17 protein-coding genes and 4 pseudogenes are annotated in these 20,111 nt (G+C 59.9%); 10 read left to right on the forward strand and 11 right to left on the reverse strand.

Annotation, left to right across the window (positions count from 1 at the left end):
* Positions 1–173: 173 nt before the first annotated feature.
* The 3 genes from B0E55_RS30545 to B0E55_RS30555 all read right to left on the reverse strand — a co-directional run bounded on the left by B0E55_RS30545 (position 174) and on the right by B0E55_RS30555 (position 2,667).
* Positions 174–428 (reverse strand): Atu4866 domain-containing protein, encoded by a 255-nt coding sequence (locus tag B0E55_RS30545; protein WP_037134809.1) that lies wholly within the window; start codon positions 426–428, stop codon positions 174–176.
* A gap of 77 nt (positions 429–505) precedes the next feature.
* Complete coding sequence (locus B0E55_RS30550) at positions 506–1,903, reverse strand: amidohydrolase family protein (RefSeq protein ID WP_019749815.1); 1,398 nt, start codon at positions 1,901–1,903, stop codon at positions 506–508.
* Positions 1,904–1,932: 29 nt separating this feature from the next.
* Positions 1,933–2,667 (reverse strand): Atu4866 domain-containing protein, encoded by a 735-nt coding sequence (locus B0E55_RS30555; RefSeq protein ID WP_019749814.1) that lies wholly within the window; start codon positions 2,665–2,667, stop codon positions 1,933–1,935.
* A gap of 182 nt (positions 2,668–2,849) precedes the next feature.
* Between B0E55_RS30555 and B0E55_RS30560 the strand changes: the two genes are divergently transcribed.
* A complete protein-coding gene (locus B0E55_RS30560; protein ID WP_080911128.1) occupies positions 2,850–4,073 on the forward strand; it encodes an MFS transporter in 1,224 nt (407 codons plus the stop codon).
* Entirely contained in the window at positions 4,070–4,900 is an 831-nt protein-coding gene (locus B0E55_RS30565; protein WP_019749812.1) for a helix-turn-helix transcriptional regulator, read from the forward strand. The genes B0E55_RS30560 and B0E55_RS30565 overlap by 4 nt, the downstream gene beginning before the upstream one ends.
* 135 nt (positions 4,901–5,035) lie before the next feature.
* On the opposite strand, the gene B0E55_RS31775 is transcribed toward B0E55_RS30565, so the two are convergent.
* Together B0E55_RS31775 and B0E55_RS32055 are read right to left on the reverse strand one after the other, a co-directional pair.
* Positions 5,036–5,194, reverse strand: a complete 159-nt coding sequence (locus B0E55_RS31775; protein ID WP_157902104.1) for a hypothetical protein — start codon at positions 5,192–5,194, stop codon at positions 5,036–5,038.
* Positions 5,195–5,271: 77 nt separating this feature from the next.
* On the reverse strand, positions 5,272–6,405 hold the full coding sequence (locus B0E55_RS32055; RefSeq protein ID WP_198538479.1) for a hypothetical protein: 1,134 nt from the start codon (positions 6,403–6,405) through the stop codon (positions 5,272–5,274).
* Between B0E55_RS32055 and B0E55_RS30575 the strand changes: the two genes are divergently transcribed.
* The gene (locus tag B0E55_RS30575; protein ID WP_039973085.1) at positions 6,396–6,755 is read left to right on the forward strand and encodes a TetR family transcriptional regulator C-terminal domain-containing protein; all 360 of its coding nucleotides are present in this window, start codon (positions 6,396–6,398) and stop codon (positions 6,753–6,755) included. The genes B0E55_RS32055 and B0E55_RS30575 overlap by 10 nt on opposite strands.
* 248 nt (positions 6,756–7,003) lie before the next feature.
* On the opposite strand, the gene B0E55_RS30580 is transcribed toward B0E55_RS30575, so the two are convergent.
* On the reverse strand, positions 7,004–8,395 hold the full coding sequence (locus B0E55_RS30580) for an MFS transporter (protein ID WP_007730683.1): 1,392 nt from the start codon (positions 8,393–8,395) through the stop codon (positions 7,004–7,006).
* Between the two features lie 208 nt (positions 8,396–8,603).
* Here B0E55_RS30580 and B0E55_RS31780 point away from each other — a divergent pair, with 208 nt between their 5' ends.
* The 3 genes and pseudogenes from B0E55_RS31780 to B0E55_RS30590 all read left to right on the forward strand — a co-directional run bounded on the left by B0E55_RS31780 (position 8,604) and on the right by B0E55_RS30590 (position 9,836).
* Complete coding sequence (locus B0E55_RS31780; RefSeq protein WP_007730682.1) at positions 8,604–8,981, forward strand: thioesterase family protein; 378 nt, start codon at positions 8,604–8,606, stop codon at positions 8,979–8,981.
* 117 nt (positions 8,982–9,098) lie between these two features.
* A pseudogene (locus B0E55_RS32375) lies at positions 9,099–9,278 on the forward strand (FadR/GntR family transcriptional regulator); the annotation flags it as partial.
* Positions 9,279–9,299: 21 nt separating this feature from the next.
* The gene (locus tag B0E55_RS30590) at positions 9,300–9,836 is read left to right on the forward strand and encodes a FadR/GntR family transcriptional regulator (protein WP_238565203.1); all 537 of its coding nucleotides are present in this window, start codon (positions 9,300–9,302) and stop codon (positions 9,834–9,836) included.
* Between the two features lie 213 nt (positions 9,837–10,049).
* On the opposite strand, the gene B0E55_RS32715 is transcribed toward B0E55_RS30590, so the two are convergent.
* Both B0E55_RS32715 and B0E55_RS30600 read right to left on the reverse strand, forming a co-directional pair.
* Positions 10,050–10,526: an IS110 family transposase gene (locus B0E55_RS32715; protein ID WP_443216822.1), complete on the reverse strand. Its 477-nt coding sequence runs from the start codon at positions 10,524–10,526 to the stop codon at positions 10,050–10,052.
* Positions 10,527–10,550: 24 nt separating this feature from the next.
* Positions 10,551–10,884: pseudogene (locus tag B0E55_RS30600) on the reverse strand (transposase); the annotation flags it as partial.
* Positions 10,885–11,405: 521 nt separating this feature from the next.
* Between B0E55_RS30600 and B0E55_RS30605 the strand changes: the two are divergent.
* On the forward strand, positions 11,406–12,662 hold the full coding sequence (locus tag B0E55_RS30605) for an IS256 family transposase (protein ID WP_019749808.1): 1,257 nt from the start codon (positions 11,406–11,408) through the stop codon (positions 12,660–12,662).
* A 433-nt stretch (positions 12,663–13,095) separates the two neighbouring features.
* Here B0E55_RS30605 and B0E55_RS30610 read toward each other — a convergent pair whose 3' ends face one another.
* The 3 genes and pseudogenes from B0E55_RS30610 to B0E55_RS30615 all read right to left on the reverse strand — a co-directional run bounded on the left by B0E55_RS30610 (position 13,096) and on the right by B0E55_RS30615 (position 15,549).
* The gene (locus B0E55_RS30610) at positions 13,096–13,773 is read right to left on the reverse strand and encodes an HAD-IA family hydrolase (RefSeq protein ID WP_007730676.1); all 678 of its coding nucleotides are present in this window, start codon (positions 13,771–13,773) and stop codon (positions 13,096–13,098) included.
* 156 nt (positions 13,774–13,929) lie between these two features.
* Positions 13,930–14,235, reverse strand: a pseudogene (locus B0E55_RS32720) (AMP-binding enzyme); the annotation flags it as partial.
* A gap of 63 nt (positions 14,236–14,298) precedes the next feature.
* On the reverse strand, positions 14,299–15,549 hold the full coding sequence (locus B0E55_RS30615) for an MFS transporter (RefSeq protein WP_179154664.1): 1,251 nt from the start codon (positions 15,547–15,549) through the stop codon (positions 14,299–14,301).
* An 873-nt stretch (positions 15,550–16,422) separates the two neighbouring features.
* Between B0E55_RS30615 and B0E55_RS30620 the strand changes: the two genes are divergently transcribed.
* The 3 genes and pseudogenes from B0E55_RS30620 to B0E55_RS30630 all read left to right on the forward strand — a co-directional run.
* Positions 16,423–17,193, forward strand: a complete 771-nt coding sequence (locus tag B0E55_RS30620; protein WP_007730671.1) for an enoyl-CoA hydratase/isomerase family protein — start codon at positions 16,423–16,425, stop codon at positions 17,191–17,193.
* 45 nt (positions 17,194–17,238) lie between these two features.
* On the forward strand, positions 17,239–18,798 hold the full coding sequence (locus B0E55_RS30625) for an AMP-binding protein (protein ID WP_080911130.1): 1,560 nt from the start codon (positions 17,239–17,241) through the stop codon (positions 18,796–18,798).
* 220 nt (positions 18,799–19,018) lie between these two features.
* A pseudogene (locus tag B0E55_RS30630) lies at positions 19,019–20,111 on the forward strand (indolepyruvate ferredoxin oxidoreductase family protein); the annotation flags it as partial.

Here is a 20,111-nt window from a genome sequence, read left to right on the forward strand (position 1 = left end):
CCCCCCGCAAGACCTACAACTGATGTAGACCTTGCGGGGACACAGAGGGTGACCTGCCGCATTGGGATCCTGCAGGTTGAGGTCAGGGATTCTCACGATGTTGTCGGAATCCCCTGGCATTCCCTATGAGAGAGATTTGCACCCGGTAGGAGCCGATCGAGGAAGAGCTACGTCTACGGGAGTGTTCGAGCGGCCGTCTCTCGGTACATGACCATGCCTGCGTGGTACAGGATGTCGCCGCGAAACTCGCCGTCGGCCGAGAAGCCCGTGTCGTCGCGGTAGTAGATCATGGAGCCTTCGATCCGATACGCGCCGGTATATGCGGCCTCGCGGTTGCCGCGGGCCTCGACGTAGCGGCCTTCGGGGAGGAGGCGTTGGCGGATGTTCCCGTCGGCCGTGACCCAGAGCCCGACGAACGAATGCTGCATTGCTGTAACTCTTTCCGTGTCTTCCGTGTCTTCCGTGTCTTCCGTGTCTTCCGTGTCGTCCGTGTCTCCGGTATCCCTCACAGTGCCGCCACCCGCCGGGTGATGTCGTCGCGCGAGCGGACGACGTCGGCGCGAAGTGCGTCGATGTCTTCACCGACCAGCGAGCCCGCCCACTTGCGAGGGTTGCCGGCGACCAGAACGGTGTCGATGTTGCGGGCATCCGAGCCGAGTACCAGGGTGCCGATGGCGTCGTTGAGGGGCATGTTGTTGATGTCGTCGGCGCGGACGATGAGGAGGTCTGCGTCTTTGCCCGGGGTCAGCGAGCCGGTGACGTCTCCGAGTGCGTTGGCGCGGGCGCCTTGAAGGGTTGCGAAGTCGAGGACGTCCCGTGTGGTGATCTTGCTGCGCGACTCGTCGGTGCCGTAGGTGGCGTTGGTGGCGCGCATCCGCTGGATGGCGTGGAGGGCCCGCATCTGGGTGAACATGTCGCTGGCGAGTGCCACTTCGACGTCGATGCTCAAGCCCGGGCGGATCCCGACGGAGAGGGCTTCGTCGACGGCGGGGACCGCGGTTTCGAGACCGATCTGCGCGTCGGATGTGGGCGCGAGCGACACCGTGACCCCGGCATCTCCCATCGCCGACCAGGCATCGGCAGTGAGCCCGGTCGAGTGGATCAGCGTGAGGGTCGGGTCGAGGATCCCCATCCGCGCCCACTGCAGAATCGCCTCCGACGAGGGCACTCCGAAGACGGCGTCGATGCTGGTCCAGACCCCCAGGTCACGGGCCACGGCCGCGAGTTCGGGGCCGTAAGCGATGGCCGGGCCGGCGATCTCGTCGGTGGACAGCGCAGCGAGTCGCACGGTGACGAGGCCGTTCGCGGCGCCGTGGAAATCGCTCACCATTCGGCCCATGTCGGCGGGCCACTGACGGTCCCACTCACCGAAGTGCGGACCCATCGAGGCGTGTACGCCCCGGATTCCGGAGTCGACGAGCGCATTGAGCGCCGCATCGGAGTGGGCGGTGCTCCGCGAGTTGTGGGAGAAGTCGAGCATGGTCGTGATGCCCGAGTCGAGCGCGGTCAACGCGGCGAGGCGGGTGCCGACGTGCATGTCGTCGGGGGTGTAGCTCGGTGCGATGCCGGAGAGCGTCGACATGACGTATTCGCCGAGGTCGCCGACGTCAGGGATGCTGCGGCGCAGTTGCGCTTCCCAGGCGTGGCGGTGGGTGTCGACGAAGCCGGGGCACACGATCGCGCCACGGGCGTCGACGACGAGCGCTGATGCGGCAGCAGCGCCGTGGTCGGGGTCGGAACGGAGGTCGAGTCCAACGGCAATGATGCGCGAGCCGACGAGCAGGACATCGCCGGAGTCGAGATCCGGAACATCTGGGTCCATCGTGACGACGGCACCGCCGCTCAACAGGATCGGGCGGCCGCTGGTGCGGGCGGCGTTGAAGTCAGCAAGGGAGGTGTGCATGTGGGTCTCTCCTCAGTCTCAAGTCGCGGTCAGGACCGGTGGAAGGTGTAACCGGCGTGGTGCAGGGTGCCATCGATGAATTCACCGAAGGCCCAGAAGCCGAGGTCGTCGCGGTAGTCGATACGGTCCCCGGTGATCCAGAAGGAACCTTGGAAGGCATGCGGGCGGCCGCCGCGGGTCTCGTCGTAGCGGCCGTCGGCGGTCAGGTGCTGATGCACGAAGTCGTTCTCGTCGATCCAGGTGCCGAGATAGTGGTCCGAGGGTGCGTTCGCGACAGCGGGCGCTTCAGCGGCGTCGCCGGTGTTGACACTCTGCCCGCCCCAGAGAACCACGTCGCCGGCGATGACCACCGTGGACGCGGACTCTGGGGCGCCGAGGAATCGGCGGAGCGCGGCGGATGCTGATTCGCCGGAGTCGGCGGGCAAGATCGCGAAACTGGCCGGATTGCCGGGTGCAAGCGCGGTCGGCGACCGGAAGGAAGCCTCGCGGAGGCCGCGCAGCTGAGCGATGTCGATGTCCATCGGCACGATGACGTAGCCGTCGCAGTCGATGACGATGGCGCCGTCGTCGTCGGCCGCGGTGAGTAGCCCGGGCCCGATGCCGACCACGCGGGAGCCGCCCAGAAGAACATCGCCGCGGTCGAAGTCACCGATCAATGAGTCGTCGGTGATGACGCGGGCGTTGCCGAACAGAAGTGGGCGATGCCCGGTGGCGCGGTTGGTGTTGATCAGCGCGAGCAGTTCAGGGCTGAAGGGGGTGTTCATATGTGCTCCAGAATGGCGATTCGAGGGACGCCGGTGTTCCCGGCGAAATCCACTATCGGGCTGGATGGGTGACTGGAACAGGCCGGTGTGTACCTGGGTGCGCTACGGCCTGGTTCATGCTCGCTAGGGAGGAGAGAGTCGAATCCTGCCGATCTGCGGCATCTCTGAAAGGACTCGCTCCCATGACTTCACCCGCACTCTCGCAAATACGCAGTGTGGTCACTGTGGCGGTGCTGACGGTGACGGGCATCCTCGCTGTCGGACAGACCTATGTTGTGCTCGGTCTCATCGATTCGATGGCCGACAGCTTGCGCGTCCCGCCCTCAGCTGTGGCAGCGTCAACCACAATCTTCGGGATCGCTTACGCGTGTGGATTTTTGGCCGTCGGCCCGCTCGCCGGGCGCTTCGGCGCCAAACCTGTCCTGCTCGCTGGTTTGGTATGCGCCAGTACAACGGCGCTGGCTGCGGCCGCGCCGACATCGATCAGCGCCGAGCTGGTAATCCGCGCGGTGCAGGGTTTCGTCACCGCGGCTTTTGCGCCCTGTGCGTTGGTGTACGTAGCGCAGCAGTTTCCCGCGCGTCTTCGGACCGTCGCCACCACTGCGTTGACAACCGGGTTTCTGGCATCGGCTGTGGTCATGCCTTTGATCGCCGGTCCGGCGGCCCACTTGTGGGGCTGGAGAGGTGTATTCCTCGCGAGCGGAATGGGCCTGGCCGTGTGCGCGGGCGTACTTGCGGTCACGCTGACCGGAGGTGCGGTTGCGTCCGTACCGATGTCGCAGGCGTTGCTCGTACTTCCCCGAGTCATTCGCCGCGGACGGATGATCGCCCTATACCTCGCGACCGCGGCGGTGCTCGGCGGTTACGTGGCCCTGTTCACAGCATTGCAGCTTAGTGATTCTGCCGCCGTCGCGGGCTTCCCCGGCGGCTTGCAAGGTCTACGGATCGCCACCTTGCCCGCCCTTGTTCTCGTAACGGTGGCCGCAAGTTTTCTACACGGCATTCCGGCTCGCCGGCGTGCCGTCGCTGGGTTCCTTCTCGCCGCGACCAGCGCAGCAACCGTCGCGATTCAGGCCGCTACCGCGGTTATTGCCGTTGGCGTCGTCGTCTTCGTCGCTGCGATCGCACTCACGACACCTGCTCTGGTCGCGCGCATCGTGGAGGTTGCTGCGCCGGAGGAGACGGCCGGCGCGACTGCTTGGTACGGCGCCTTCATGTTCTTCGGCGGAAGTATCGGCCCGGTGATCGCCGCATCTGCCCTCGGCGGCAACCTGACTGCCGCGGCTTGCGTCGTGGTTGCAATCACGCTCTTGGGCGCTGTTCTGGTCGCCTCGGTCAACCGAAACCTGCCAGGGTGCGACACGGCCTGCCAGACCCGACGTCGAGAAGTTAACGTCGTCTCATGAGCTCGACCGAACTGGGAACGTTCCTCAAAGCACGACGGGGCCACGTAAAGCCCTCCACCATGGGCATCAAGGCCCAGCCCGGCCGCCGCGTCTCGGGTCTTCGCCGCGAAGAAGTAGCCATGCTCGCTGGCGTCAGCGTCGACTACTACACCCGACTCGAACAGGGCCGCGAGCGGAATCCTTCCCCCGGGGTGCTCAACGCTCTGGCGGGTGCGCTCGACCTCGACTCAGATCTGCGCGAGCATTTGTTCCGCCTTGCCGGTCTGGCGCCGACACCGCGTACGCCGATGCGCGAGACCGTCGACGATTCGCTCCGTCAGCTTCTCACGTCGTGGTCGCACACCCCCGCGCTGATCATCAACCGCCAGTTGGATGTTCTCGCGTATAACGACCTCGCTGGTGCTCTGTACAACGGTTTCGAACGCATCGACAACATCGCCCGTATGACGTTCCTCGATCCCTTCGGGCGCCGGTTCTTCACCGATTGGGAGCGCGCTACAACCGCCTGCGTCGCGAATCTTCGGCTTGCTCTCGGCCACATCGGCTCTGCAGACGACGTCCGGGCACTCATTCTCGAGGCACACGCTGCGAGCGCAGAGTTCCGCGACCTCTGGAATCGGCACGACGTGAGAGGCAAAACCCACGAGGCCAAGGCATTTCGTCATCCCGATGTCGGTGACCTACTTCTCGAGTACAACGCATTCGATGTCCGCAGCGCTCCCGGCCACCAGCTGATCGTGTACCAAGCACTGCCCGGATCACCGAGCGCCGACAAGCTCCAACTACTGGGAGCTCTCGCCGCAACAGCTAGCCTCGATCTCCCTTAGATCGTAGATCCACCAGGTAGGACCCGTCCGCACGACAGGGTACTTCGAATGTGACCCGTGCCGAACAGAGGCGGCGATCGAGGGTGCTGGTATCACGTGCAAGGGCAGCGCTCAGCCAAATCGAGTCGGATATTGCTATCCGAAGATCCGACAGACCTCTATTCGTTGGCGTTCGGCGAGGATTCTCAGGACCAGATCTATGGAGATGCTGCCCACTCGGCCATTGCGGGTCTTCTCGGATTCGCCGCTGACGAGATCGACCTGGTGCAGTAGAACCACCTGCCCTGTCGACATGGGTCGAGGTCAATGCGCGCTACGCGCTCGAAGAAGTAGCTGCGTAGCCACTCGCTCGCGGTTACAACGCCCTCGTCTCACTCTTGCCGACGGATGACGGCCAGATAGTCGGCCCAGTTCGATTGCGCGAGGCGGGTCCACTTCTCGGCGGTGGAGGGATGCAGTCCAAAGAGTTCGCTGACGACGGGCGCCGGAAGCTCTGTGATGGCTTTGAGCATGGCGGTGTTGCGGGCGTGAATGTTGGGGAGCCCGATCTTGTTGAGGTGGATTTGGACTGCAGCGACGCTACGCGGTCGGCTGGGCGGGCGTCCCGGAAACAGATAGGGCGGCTGGGCTGGGCCCGCGTGGAACGTGGAAGCGGCTCCTCGTCGTTCAATGAGCGCTTCGATCAGGTGGGCCAGTTTGGGTGGTAGTAGTACGGGATTGGCGCCGATGGTGAGGTAGCCGCGGGCGTGCTCCCGGGTGTACCGGTCAGTGGTCATTTCGAGGATACGAGTGATCGGGATCGCATACAGGCGGGTCAAGGCGCCGATTACTCGCATGTCGAGTGGGAGCGTGTCGTCGTTGAGGCATCGGCCCAACTGCCGTCTGTACTCCTGCTCCTCAAGGAACCGCGAGGGTTGGTGGTTAAGGCGTTTCGGGATCTCGAGAGTGCCCGTGATGCCGCGTGCGACGGTCCACCGGAGTAGGCAGCCGATTTGATTGCGTCTGGTGGGGTGAGTGTCGAGCCAGCGTTCGAGGTGCTCCTGGGTGACTGATTCAATATTGGCTTCATCGTTGTCGAGCCAGTCCAGGAACATGCAAGCAGTGCGGACGGCATCGCGGTCCGCCGTAGCCGCTCCCCGTGTGTAGGGTCCGCGTCGCGCCCGAGCCCGGGCGTCTTTGAGAATGTCCCACTCCGCAAACGGGCGGATGATCCGCGCTTGGTCAGCCGGCAGACGTGAAACGGTTGCAGCGATCCACAGTTCGAGCTGAGCCAGCGTTTCCTGGCGGTGGGGAAGAATCCCCGCAGTGACCAGGAGTTGTCTGGCGTAGGCGGTGTTCGCGTCCTGCTCGAGCCGGTCAAGTTCGGCGTGTGTGACGGTGCAGCCTCTACGCAGCGTTCGGCGACAAGCACCAGCTCTTCCTTCGGGCGCTGCACAGCTATACCGACGAGAGCCATGGCCAACTTCGGAAAGCCCTCGCCGAGGCCCCACGGGCCGTGGACGCACTACGCATGCTCCTCGAAGCACCGATCGACGATCCGAACGGCACCGGTACGCAGCGCGGCTGCCTCATGGCCAACAGCACCTGCGAACTCGGTAACGCCGATCCGGAAGTCCTCGCACACGCCCACCGCACCTACGAAACGTCCACCACACTGATCGGTGACTCCGTCGCCCGGGCCCAACGCGAGGGCGACCTGCCAACCGAAGCAGATCCGATCGCACTGGCGCGGGCCCTCCTGGCCGCGCAACAAGGGATCGTGTTCATGAGCCGGACCGGGTTGGACACGGCCACTCTCACGGCCACGGCACGATCACTCACGGCTCAACTCCTGCCGGACCACTCCGGCGACTGAACCGACGGTGCTGACGAACCGTTCGCGTTGCCTGGGCGACTTCAATTGATCGATACGACGACCATCTCGTCAAACACCTCGGCGAACACCTCGGCGAACACCTCTTCGTCCACGTGCCGTTGCGGGAGTTCCCAGTGCCGCGACCGGCCGCATCGTCTCCCCGTTTGTTGGAGACACGACATGGCTCGCCTCGGTTCGAGACGAGACATGCCACGTGTTCTAGCGTTCAGGGAACGCGTTACTGGGTGTCAGTAGCGTTCGGATTTTGCGGCCAGGAGTGATTGTCCGGTCTGCGCAGCAGGCCGGCGCCCGTCTGCTCCATTGTCGATGCTGCTGGCTTCGTCGAGGGATAAGCCAGTAGTTTCTGGGGCCCAGATGATGGACACCACGCCGCCGAATATCAGGATCGCAGCGGCGATCAGCATCGTGCCACCAATTCCAAGGTGATCGAGCGACAGGGGGACGAGAAAGACGCCTACTGCTGAGCCGACGCGTGTCAATGCCGTCACCATGCCCACTGCGGTCGCACGGATGGCAGTGGGAAACAGTTCGTTGGGGTAGACCCATGTCAGCACCTGGGGTCCGCCGTTGAAGATCGCGAAAGCTGTGAATGCGGCAACTACAACGAGGGGCGAGGCCTCGGGAGCCAAACCGAGAACGAGTAGGGCGAGTCCAGCAAGGATCGAGCCCCAGATGACCATTCGTCTGCGTCCGGTCTTATTGATGACCAACAACGCTGCCACTACCCCGATGAGAAACAGGAATTCGAGCACGGCGGATCCGATGTTGTCGGATATGGATTCCAAGCCGAACGCTCCGAGGATCTCGGGCCCGAAGGTGTAGATCGCGAAAACTGGGATGTTGGAACAGGTGTAGAAGACCACCACGTAGACAAGACGTCCGAGGTAACCGCGTCGCAGGAGGTCACGCCACGTGCTGGTGCGACCCGCGTCCGGGGCGATGTCTGCAACGGTCACATGTGCCCCGTACACCCGGGTGAGTACCTGTTGTGCTTCGCTCTCGCGCCCTCGGCTCAGCAGCCATCGCGGGGACTCTGGGGTTCCGAGTCGTAGAAGAAGCAGGGTGAGCGCCGGAACAGCGGCGCTGGCGAGGAACCAGCGCCAGCCGTCATCGCCCAGGTGCCTGAGCATGGCGTCGCCGACGAAGTACGCCGCCGCTGCGCCGATGAAGAACATGCATACGAGTCCGCTGAGAAATTGTCCTCGGTATTTTCGGGGCGAGAACTCGGTGAGCAGGGAAGATGCCATCGGGTAATCGGCCGCCACGCACGCGCCGAGGAACAGTCGGGCAACGAGCAGCATCCATCCTTCGGTGACGAAGAACTGGGACACGGAAATTGCTGCTATAAGTCCCAAGTCGAGGGTGAACATCACCTGTCGTCCGAAGCGGTCGGTAAGGAAGCCTGATACCGCCCCCCCGAAGAGCATGCCGATCAGGGCGCCGGCGCCGATCAGCCCTTTCATCACAGTCGATAGTTCCAGTTCGGGACCAGCAGCGACCAGCGCAACCCCGATGCTGCTCAAGATGTAACCGTCAAGGAATGGACCACCTGCCGCGTACAGCGCCAAGCGTTTGTGGAATCCGGACAGTGGTGCGTCGTCGAGAGGGTGGGGCTTCACAGTAGATCTCCTCGTAGGAATGGGTGCCGCGCTGAGCCGGCCAAAGCCAATCGGTGGAACCGCGCTTCAGGCAGTAAACGAATCGACTAGTGGTCTAGCCACTATGGATAGTATGCTTTGCGGCTGGCGGCACAAGCCATTTCGGAAAATTCAAAAAACAGTGACCCGGCGCACCTACCGGGAGCTGGATCATCAACAGGGAGAACACATGTCGTTAACAGGATCGTTATCGCAGACCGTCAGCGATGTGGACACTGCAGCAATGTTTGGACCCGACTTCCCCAAGGCGGCATCAACGCCGTTCGTGCTGGGCCTGGCGGAAGTGGCATGCCACAACATCGTTGCCGGTGAGCTGCAAGACGGAGAACTCACTGTGGGTACCGCCGCTACTATCGAGCACTTGCTGCCCAGTGCGGTAGGAGCAACGTTGACAGCTCGTGCGACACTCGTCGAGCGCGACGGCAGACGCCTTCACTTCACCGTCGAGGTTTTCGATGGTGACAATGTGTGCGCGACCCTGACCCACAGCAGAGCTGTAGCTCAAGCGCAGAAGATCACTGACCGCCTCGCCCAGCACGGCGGATGATGGCGGCTACCGGAGGGTAGAGTGATAGCGGTCCGACCACTTACGCACTAGGGAGCCGAACTCGTGCCAGCGAAACCCACCACGGAACCACGCCGTCAGTTCGCTCCGGCCAAACGAGTGCGTGCGTACGAGAGCATTGTCAAACAGATCGAGGACGCGATACTGAGGGGCGAGCTACGGCCAGGTCACAGGCTCCCAAGTGAACGCGAACTCACGACGGAGTTCGCAGTCAGCCGCACCACAGTTCGTGAGGCTCTGCGGGTATTGGAAAGTTCCGGACTGATCCAGTCACGCCAAGGTGACCCTACGGGAGGTGCGGTGGTGCAGGAATTCTCACCTACCGCCTTGAACCGGTCGCTGACCACCATGGTCCATCTAGAGCACTTCGACCTCGCGGATCTACTTCAGTTCCGCATGTCCATCGAAGGATCGGCCACATTTCTCGCAGCGGTGGCCCACACGGCCGAACAGCTGGAGAAGATGAAGAAGGCACATTCCGAGGCTGCCAGTGCAATCAGATCAGGGTACGAAGCGTTCTCTGCGGCGGACGTAAAATTTCACCAAGCCGTGGCTGAATCCGCGAACAGCGGATTACTGAAAGTATGCAACGATGTCGCGTGCGGCGTGGTCATGAACCTGATTGAAATCAAACTCAAGGCTTCCTTCGACGTCGAAGAAATGATGATCGACAGCTGTCGGCGGCACGGATTGGTTCTCGAACAGATCGAACAAGGCAATGGAGCGGATGCCGCCAGAATGGCGCTTAAGGACATCATCGAGCATTACGGCCGGTTCATCCCAGACGACCGTAGAGCACCGATGGAGGCATTTGCGGCATACGGGCCCATAGGCTGACGCTGGTTGAAGGCCTTTCGCATCCGATCATCGCCGCTCGTTAGCCTCGATCGCGTACGAGATGTCGCTGGCGACTGAGAGGTTCGCCGATCATGTTTGTGTTCCGAATCTATGTTCGGATGTGGCAAACCGACCTGTGTGCAGTTGGGGATACTGCCAGATTCCACTTTCCGGAGTCGTGTCCCTTCCGCTCGAGCCAACGTGATCGCCGGTTCAAGTCGGTTTCGGTAGCGCGAATCTAGCCAACACCGCAACGACAAGGCCGGACCACGATGCCGGCCGGACAATCACCGCCCCGTTTTCCTGACATGATGGGCGACGCGATCGGCGACCGAAAACAGTCGCTGATCGCGCGGTCCCGGTCGGTGCGGCGGGCTGTGAGAAGTCAGTCGTAGGTCGACACTGATCTGGTCCGCTCCGCGGACGTACGTGCAGGTTGGTGCGCATCCGTGTTTGATCGGCGATGATCCGAGCATCTTTCGCGTCGATCTTACCGTCGTCACGGTAGGTAGCTGCCGCGCGGTGCACGATCCGTCCCGGGATATAGAACAACTGCTGGGAGTGGGTGCCAAGCAAGGCGATCAGTAGTGCCGCGCCACCGGGGCCCAAGACCCGTTGCCCAGCAGACGCTGTTGTCGCCTGCGATCCATACAACTGTTTCGATGAGATCTTCCGGTGAGAAATAGTCAAATCTTGCGGCTCGGTGTCGTCGGCGATCTTCGCGACCGCCTTGTCTATATCCTCGGCGTTGTAGATCTTCTTCATCGCAGCCAATGCACCCCGGCGGGCTGACTTCGGTAGCGCAGCAAGCACATTGGCTTTATTGGGGCACCAACAGCGCTGCGACCGGGTCTCGGGGAACACTTCCCTCAACGCCTTCCGGAACCCCCAGTGCGCCGTCCCCGACCACCAACACCGGGGCCCACATCCCTCGGCGGCGGCAGTCGCGCAGCAGGTCCACCCAGGACTGAAGTCGATTCGCGGTAGCCGTCGGCGAGGGCGACGAACTCCTTCCGACCGTCTGCTCAGACCCGAGCATCACCAGCAAATAGTTCTGGAAGCGTTGCCGAGACCAGCCCGCGTCCTGCTGGGCGCGGGCTGGGACCCGAATGGCCAACGCGGCATCGATACGCACGGTGTTCGCCAACATCACCGCGTCGAGGCCATCGGACTTCGATCCGAAGACTGAATGTCGGGCACGTTACCAAGCTGCTGTGCAGGCGGCGTCGAACTGCCGCAGTAGCGACATCAGACTGATTCCCATCGCCGCTTCGATCTGCGGTGGCTGACGACGTGCCGGTGCGCGCATGATCTCCCGCAGCCGTTCGACGTCGCGGTAGATGAATCTGGAGCCTCAAACGAACCCTCGCAAGCAAGCTCCACCAGACGAGCTGATCCATTGCACACAGCCCGGAAGCCCACTCAGACGGGTAAGTCCCATGGAGTGGTGGACATTCGGTGAGACAGCGTAGCCGCAGGTCGGGCGTGTCGTTCCGGTTCTGTGGGTGGGCCATCGCGTAGTGATGAACGAGTTACCGACCAAAGTGACTCGACCAAAGGATCCACGCGATGACCCACGACCATTCTGCCCTGATCACCCAATTGGATGCACTCAAGGGCGCAGATCCCGCATCGGTGTTCGCCGAACTGATCCGCGCCGGCCTGCGAGCATTGATCGACGCCGAAGCCACCGAGGTCCTCGGCGCCGGCCGCTACGAACGCACCGCCGAACGCACGAACTACCGCAATGGAAACCGACCGAAGACCGTCGCGACCACCAGCGGTGACGTGGAAGTGCAGATCCCGAAACTCCGGTCCGGTTCGTTCTTTCCCAGCCTGCTCGAACGACGTCGGCGCATCGATCAGGCGTTGTATGCGGTGATCATGGAGGCCTACGTCCACGGAATCTCGACACGCAATGTCGATGACCTCGTGGCCGCGTTGGGCGTCGACTCGGGAATCTCGAAATCCCAGGTGTCGCGGATCTGCGCAGGCCTCGACACGGAGATCGCGAGGTTCCGCGAGCGCACGTTGACGCACACCAGCTTTCCATACATCTTTCTCGACGCCACGTACTGCAAAGTCCGGATCGGGGCGCACGTGGTCTCTCACGCTCTCGTCGTCGCGACCGGGGTGTCGATCGACGGCACTCGGGAAGTGTTGGGCACGGCAGTCGGCGACAGTGAGTCGTTCGATTTCTGGCGCGAATTCCTGGTCGGGTTGCGGGCGCGCGGACTGTCCGGGGTGCATCTGGTGATCTCCGACGCGCACGCCGGGTTGAAAGCTGCCGTGATGCAGCAGTTCACCGGCGCATCGTGGCAACGATGCCGAGTGCATTTCATGCGCAACATCAGCTCTGCTGTGTCGTCGAAGCACGTGCCGCCGGTGATGGCGGCGATCAAGACGATCTTCGCCCACACCGAACCGGATGCTGTTGCCGCGCAGTGGGATCAAGTAGCAGATACCCTGGCGGAGTCGTTTCCGAAAGTCGCTACGATGATGCGCGGCGCCAAAGAAGACATGCTCGCGTTCCGTGTGTTCCCGAAGGCGCATTGGCAAAAGATCTGGTCGAACAATCCGATCGAACGACTCAACAAGGAAATCAAACGCCGGGCGGACGTGGTCGAAATCTTCCCGAACCCTGCGGCATTCCTACGTTTGGCGACGGCGGTGGTCATCGAATCCCATGACGAATGGCAGGTCACCCGCCGCTACGTCTCCGACGTCAGCATGGACGAACTACGGGACGTCATCGCAGAGAAGAAACGAGCCGCGGCCCACGAAGCAACGACCGAATCTTTGACACCCGAACTCGAAACCGCATAACCTACAACACGACTCGTTGATCACGAACCGGATGGTTCACCGATCCGAAGTACACCACTCCATGGGACGCTATCCACTCAGACCGTGCTCGGCGTCGCCGTATTTGTAGATCATCCCGTAACCATGTTGCGGTTCTACATGCAGGAAGGAAGCAATCCACAGGCAATCCTTCGCGAGCTGCTCGAAAAGTCAGGCCCGCCGCAGACTGCCCCCCTCATAGTTCACGGTGAACATGGAGCATTCCTTTCGCACACCATAGTTACTCCTCCGTGCATTTATGAACTCGTAGCGGGCGCCCCGAAGCCGCAGTACCCGTGCAGGTCAAGTCCTGCAAACCAGCTGAACCAGCCATTGCAGCCCTGGGCCGGTTCGACCCAGGGCCGAATCATGTTGCAGATTGAGACAATAACCGCAGTCTTTCGACCGAGCTCCGTTAGCTGGGCTCCTGGCCGAACAGTTCCTCCACAACCTCTGGGAGTCTCTTGAGATCAGGCATCACGGCTGCCACGAGTTCGGCCGGGTAGTCGGTATTCTCGCGGTTGATGTAGATCGATCTGATGCCGACGCTATCCGCGGCTTCCACATCATGGAACAAGCTGCATGCGACATGAATCCAGGTGGTGCAGTCCGTGCCGGTTCGGTCGCGAAAAGTCTCGAAATGAGGGGCAGCAGGTTTGTAACTTCCGATGTCCGAGCTGGTCACGATCTCATCGATTCCCACTTCGAAGCTTTCCAATGTGAGCAGCAGCATTTCGCGGTCCACGTTCGAGAGTATGCCCAGTCTGTAACCCCTGGCTTCCAACGCCTTCAACGCTTCGTTGGTGTCGGGAAACATCGGCCAAGTCGGCAGTGTTCTGCCGAGTACGTCCAATTGTTCCTCGTCAAGTTCGATCTCGCATCGCTCAGCTGCTCGACGGAGACCTTCAGCGAGTACCGCGCGGTACGCCCACTCCGGGTGTTCGGTCTGGACATTCGGCTCGTGGCGGTGGTACTCCGTGAGCAGCCGGTCGGCATCGGTGCCTGCGACACTATGAAGAGCTGCTGTCATGCCGGACCGCCAATCGACCAGGGTTCCGTAGCAGTCGAAGGTGAGCCATTTCGTCGTTGTCATAGTTCTTCTTTCCAAGGGTTGTGGTGGGTCAGTGATGGTGGGAGCTCGAACTCGACGGTGGCCTCGTTTGAAGGGCGCTCCTGCAGGCGGGCTTTTTCCATCTTGCCGGTCGGGTCTTCGCCAGCTCACGGCCGAGCTCGACATCGCGGGGACCTTGAAACGCGCCATAGTCGTGTAGCAGAACTCCCGCAGTTCCCGCTCCGACAGCTCCGATCCGTCTTTGGCGATTACCGATACTTTGACTTCTCCCTCGATGAGCTTCGATCGAACGCCGTATGCCGCACATTCCAGGGTTGCGGAGTGTTCGCGGATGGCCTCCTCGACCTCGAAGGACCATATCTTCTCCCCCGGCTGCGAATCGAGTTCTTTCTGCAGCCGACGACGGAGAGCGCGCGAACATCCAAACCCCCACTCGCCGTTGATAGATCTCTGTGGCCTCCTGTATATGTTGGCACTACCGATCTAAGTTTCATCTACTCAGCAACGTGCAAGCGAATCCCCAGAACAGCTCGATCTGCAAACCGTCTAGAGACGCTTGGCATTGGTCTCGGGTAGTGCATACGTGCAGATGAAGCTGATCAGAACGAACGTGACCAACAGAATGGCAATGGCGTAACTGCCGAAGGCTGTTAGCAGGACGCCGGCGATAACCGGAGGAATGGCGCCACCAACTACGCCCGCAAGATTGTATGCAAGTCCTGCTCCAGTGTAGCGGTACTTCGTGGCGAAGAGTTCAGGTATGAACGAGGCCATCGGTCCATACGAGATTCCGAGAACGGTAAAGGTTCCGGCAATGCCAAGGACAAATAGGAATGGCGATCCTGTGTCGAGAATTGGCAGCACAGCGAACGACCACGGAACCCCCAGCGTAAATCCGCACAGAATGACTCGTCGACGGCCGTAGACATCGCAGAGAACAGCCGATAGCGCGCAGAAGACAACCATGGCAAGCCCGCCCACAACATTCGAAACGAGCACCAAAGAAAAGGAGTGGCCAAGTTCAGTGCGCCCGTACCCGGTCAGGTACGTCCCGCCCATGAATGTGAAAGTGAAAACGCTCATCATGGCTCCCGCTGCGAGCATCGTCTGCTTCAGTTGTGCGCGCAAAAGTTCTTTCAATGGACTTTTTGCGATGTTACCCTTACCTTCGCGAAATACCGGAGTTTCTTCAATGTTCAAGCGCATGTATAGCGCAATAGCAACAAGGACAATACTGAAAAGAAAAGGAAGTCGCCATGCCCAGGACAGAAAGGCATCGTTACCCTCTCCCACAGTTTGACTGACGAGGAGAAAAACGAGGCTGCTCAGCACAAGTCCGGTACCGACGCCTATCTGCGGGAACATACCGTAGAGACCACGTTTGCGCTCCGGTGCATACTCTGCTGTAAGCAGTGCCGCTCCCGACCATTCGCCCCCCACTGCAAATCCTTGGAGCGCACGAAGGAATACGAGAATAACCGGTGCTGCTGCACCAATCGAGGAAGCGCTAGGGATTAGACCGATCGCAACGGTTGACAACCCCATGATCAACAGAGTGGCGATCAGAGTCTTTTTTCTTCCAATCCGATCTCCATAATGGCCAAAGAAAGCTGAACCAACGGGACGAATGATGAATGCGACCGCAAATGTAGCAAATGAGGAGATCGTTGCAACAGTTGGTGAGAGATTTGGAAAGAAAACATGCGGGAATACGAGTGCGGCCGCCACGCCGTAGATATAAAAATCATAGTACTCGATCGCCGAACCGACAAAACTCGCGAAAGCTACCCTGTTCATCGTGGGCCGATTAGCAACCGGCGCCATCTGTGCCTGATTCTGTTTCATAGCTTTCCTTGTCGTCTCTGAAAATGCCGTGGATTGCAGTTCCTTCGTCACATCGAGGTCGGCCTATTCGTCACGCCTTTCGGCGATCCCGTCCTTTTCTGGCGGGTGACAGCATTGTGAATCGTCTACCAGTAAAAATCCTCGCAACTTTACGAGGGAAGTCGATTTCCACGCTGAACGAATAGGCAATTATCGCCCTGGTCGACGATCGGCGGCAATGCCTGTAGTGGTCTAGCCAGTGGGGTAAGTGAACTACATCACCATCACTGTGTCAACCGCCGGCCGCAAAATTTGCCCCTAAAAGGCGGCGGTAGTGAGCGGACTGTCACAACATCGACGTCCGGCCTCTTGCCGTTGTGGCGGGACTCGGGCGCCTTGCATAGGCCTGCGGTTCACAATGACTAGCGGCTCGATCTGCATGCTTGGGACACCGAAGGGCTGCCACATCAGCGATTTTACTGAATCTTGGGAATGATGGCTGCGGCGAGAAGCGCTGGAATGCAATGAGGTCGGCAAACCAGGATCCATGTTTCGCTTCTCGAACCTCCATCTACCCAGAGGGCCTTGCGGCCTTGACGCCCCGATTCCCGATTGGTTGCGACGACTTGTGCGCGTGCGTGGGCTTGACAACACTCGTCACGACTGGTGTTCTACTGGTCAGTCCACTAGCTCGGATCGCTGTTAGTGTCCTTGTCGGAGGCAACAGGGACGACCGGCAAAGTTCCCTCAGCCCGCGCCGCCGTCAAACACTGCTCGTTACAGCGCTTGGCAGTGAAGGCGTGGTACCTCAGCTCAGGTATCCCCCGCACATAAAGGAGAAATGCAATGAGTGAACGCACAGTTTTGACGGAACACGTCGGAGACGTCGTAGTAATTACCCTCAATCGGCCTCAGTCGTTGAATGCGTTGAATACCGACCTATTGACAAACCTGGTCGACGCATTACGTGCCTCGCAGTCAGCCGGTGCAATTGTGTTGCAAGGCGCGGGTCGCGGATTTTGTGCAGGCGAAGATCTGAATGAGACTCTCGCCCCGCGAACCGGAACGGCTGAGGAGTTGCGCGTTGCATTCCATCAGCTGCAGGATTTGACGAGATTGATGGCCGGAGCGCCGTGCCCTGTCGTTAGCGCCGTCCACGGATACGCTGTTGGTGGAGGCGCCGAAATCGCACTCACCGCCGACTTTGTCGTCGGAGGCCCGCAAGCCCGGCTCAAGTTCCCTGAGGCAGTAATCGGACACGCTCCGACTGGCGGAATTACAGCACGACTGCCGTTGATGGTGGGACTGCTTCGCGCCAAACAACTGTTGTTGACAGGCCGGTGGGTTGAGCCAGAAGAGGGTTTGTCACTCGGGCTCTATACCGAGCTGAATGCAGATCCGAAGGCACGGGCTTTGGAGATCGCGACGGAACTCGCAGGACATCCGCGGCGGTCGCAGACTGGAGTAAAGCGGGCCATCGAGCTCGCACTCGTTCCGCAACAAGAATCCTATCTCCAACTCGAAGTAGAACTGGCCTCATACTGTTTTGCATCGGTTGAGACCAAAGAAAGCTTCTCTACGTTCCAGAATCGGACACGCACGACACACACCCCATAGCATTCCGCACATTTATTCGGTACCAAGCCAACTGAGGTGAAAAAGATGCATGACGATACGACCTTGAATTCGGCGCTGAGCGACGCAATCGAACATTGGCCCGACAGAGTATTCCTCAAAATTGATGGACAGGACATCACGTTCTCGCAGTTTGAGGACGAGGTCGGCAGGCTGGCCGCGGGTTTGAGCGATATCTGCGGGATCAACGCTGGTGATCGCGTGAGCGTGTTCATGCGGAATTCATTGGCATGCGAGCACACATGGTTTTCTGCCAACAGGCTCGGAGCAATCTGGGTGCCCATCAACACCGAGTTCAGGGGATTGAGTCTTGAGCACGCAGTGAATCTAGCTGACGCACAAGTCTACGTGGTTGACGAGGATCTCTATGAAATCCTGACTACTGCATTGTTCAAAGCAGGTATCGACGCCACCGTTGTTGTGGCCAGCAACGAGGATGCGAAAGGTAGTGGACTTTGGCTATCCGATCTCTATCTTGATCGAAAAGCCCCCACTGTTGATGTCAAGTTCTCGGACATCTCGGCCCTTCTCTATACCTCGGGAACTACCGGGCGGTCTAAGGCATGTATGCTGTCGCATCGTTACTTCACCTCCCAGGCTCGGATCGCGATTCGCGACTTTGGTTTGACGGGAGCGGACGTTCTGTATTGTCCTTTCCCGTTGTTTCACGCCGATGCCACAGCTTTGACAACTGTTCCCGCTCTCCTTGTGGGTGGGACTGCTGCGATTAGTAAACGTTTTAGCGCTTCGCGATTCTGGGACGAAATCCGCGAAGCAGGCGCCACTGTTTTCGACTTCATGGGAGCGACGTTATCTATCTTGGCGAAGGCCGAACCGAAGCCAAACGACGCAGACAATCCGGTGCGACTGGCGTGGGGTGTACCGGTTCCGGAATCTGTCGATATGTTCGAAAAACGATTCGGGTTGACAGTTGTCGAACTCTATGGATCCGTCGAGGCAAATATTCCGATAACTCAGCATTTTTCTCAACCCCGCATTCCAGGTTCATGCGGACGCGCCGTAGAGGAATTCGAAATTATCGTCGCGGATGAATTTGATCAAGAAGTTGCACCGGGTGTGCCTGGGGAACTGCTAATTCGTCCCAAAGTGCCGTGGACTACCTTCTCCGGATATTATGAAAATCCTGATGCAAGCACCTCGGCCCTACGGAACATGTGGTTCCACAGTGGAGATTTGGTGCGCATGGATGTCGACGGAAATGTGTTCTTTATTGGCCGCAAGAAGGAAAGTATTCGCCGTCGAGGTGAAAACATCTCTTCATTTGAGGTGGAAGAAGGAATTCGAGAACATCCTTCTGTTCTGGACTGTGCCGCATTTGGAGTAAAGTCAGACCTCACCGAAGAAGAAGTCAAGGTATCTGTCGTCGTAAAATCTGAGGCGGCTTTGACAGAGAAAGAAATCTGGGAATTCTGCTATGCCACGATGGCTAGGTTTCAGGTTCCTCGCTATATCGAATTCGTCACCGATTTGCCAAAGACTCCAACCGGAAAGGTCGAGAAGTTCAGGTTGCAGGAGAACCCATTCAACGAAGAAACAAAAGAATTTACACTTCCCGCAAAAGCCTAGAAGAAACAGGATCAAACTATCCACATCGGGGTGTACCGGAACTTCAACTTTGACACATGGCGAAATGTCACAGAAAATTCCGCCATTCGACTGGGACGAGCGGCTCCATCATATGATCGAAATGATCATCCTATTCTACTTTTGTTGAATGAAATTCAACTCTCAATCCATATCAACTAATCGCATTCGCAGGCGCAACGAGATGGGACGCGTGGTCACGATGACTGCACTGGTATCGACAGAATCAGACTCGAAGCCTTACGATCTCGATGATCGGTATCGGTCGGGATCGGGCCCGGTGTTGCTGACCGGTGTTCAGGCAATCGCACGCGGTTTCGTCGAGCAGCATGTTCGCGATACTCGGGCAGGTAAGCGTATTGCCACTTTTGTCTCCGGGTACCAGGGAAGTCCACTGGGCGGGGTGGACAAGATGCTTCACGGGATGCCCAAGGTTCTCGCCGAGCACGACATCACCTTCGTACCCGGCTTCAACGAGGAACTTGCGGCCACCGCGGTGTGGGGTAGCCAAACAGACCTTCCTGCAGGAACCGCGAAGTTCGATGGAGTCACTGGCTACTGGTACGGCAAGGGGCCCGGTGTCGACCGCGCTACCGATACCATTCGCCACGCGAACATGTATGGCGTCAACCCCAGGGGCGGCGTCGTCCTGCTGGTGGGCGACGATCCTGCATCCAAATCGTCGACCGTACCTGCAGTGAGTGAGCGCTCCCTCGCAGCAATGGGCGTGCCGGTTCTCTTTCCGCGCAATGCCGAAGAGATCATCACGATGGGCATGCATGCGGTCGCGCTTTCACGCGCATCCGGTTGTGTTGTGGCCCTGAAGATCGTTGCCGACGTAGCGGACGGCGCGTGGACGGTTGACGGCAGCATCGCGGACTTCGACATCGTGGTGCCCGAGGTGCAGTTCGAGGGCAAGCCCTTCGTCTACAAACAACGACCGATGGACGTGGCGCCCGACAAGATCATTCCAGCTGAAGCCGACCTTGTAGGTCCACGGTGGGATCTGGTGCAGGCCTACGGCGCCGCGAACAAGCTTGATGTGATCGAGGTTGATCCGTCAGGTGCGAAGATCGGAATTGCCGCTACCGGAACCACATTCGACTCCGTACGTCAGGCTCTGACAGATCTGGGTGTCGACGACGCTGCCCTGCATCGTGCGGGAATTCGTCTCCTTCGCATCGGAATGTGCTACCCCGTCGTTGGCGAGAAGATAAAGGAGTTCGCCGAAGGTCTCGAGCAGATCGTCGTGGTCGAGGACAAGACCGCGTTCATCGAAGCTCAGATCCGGGAAG

This window comes from Rhodococcus sp. 66b, from assembly GCF_002076325.1.
Lineage (GTDB): Bacteria > Actinomycetota > Actinomycetes > Mycobacteriales > Mycobacteriaceae > Rhodococcus_F > Rhodococcus_F erythropolis.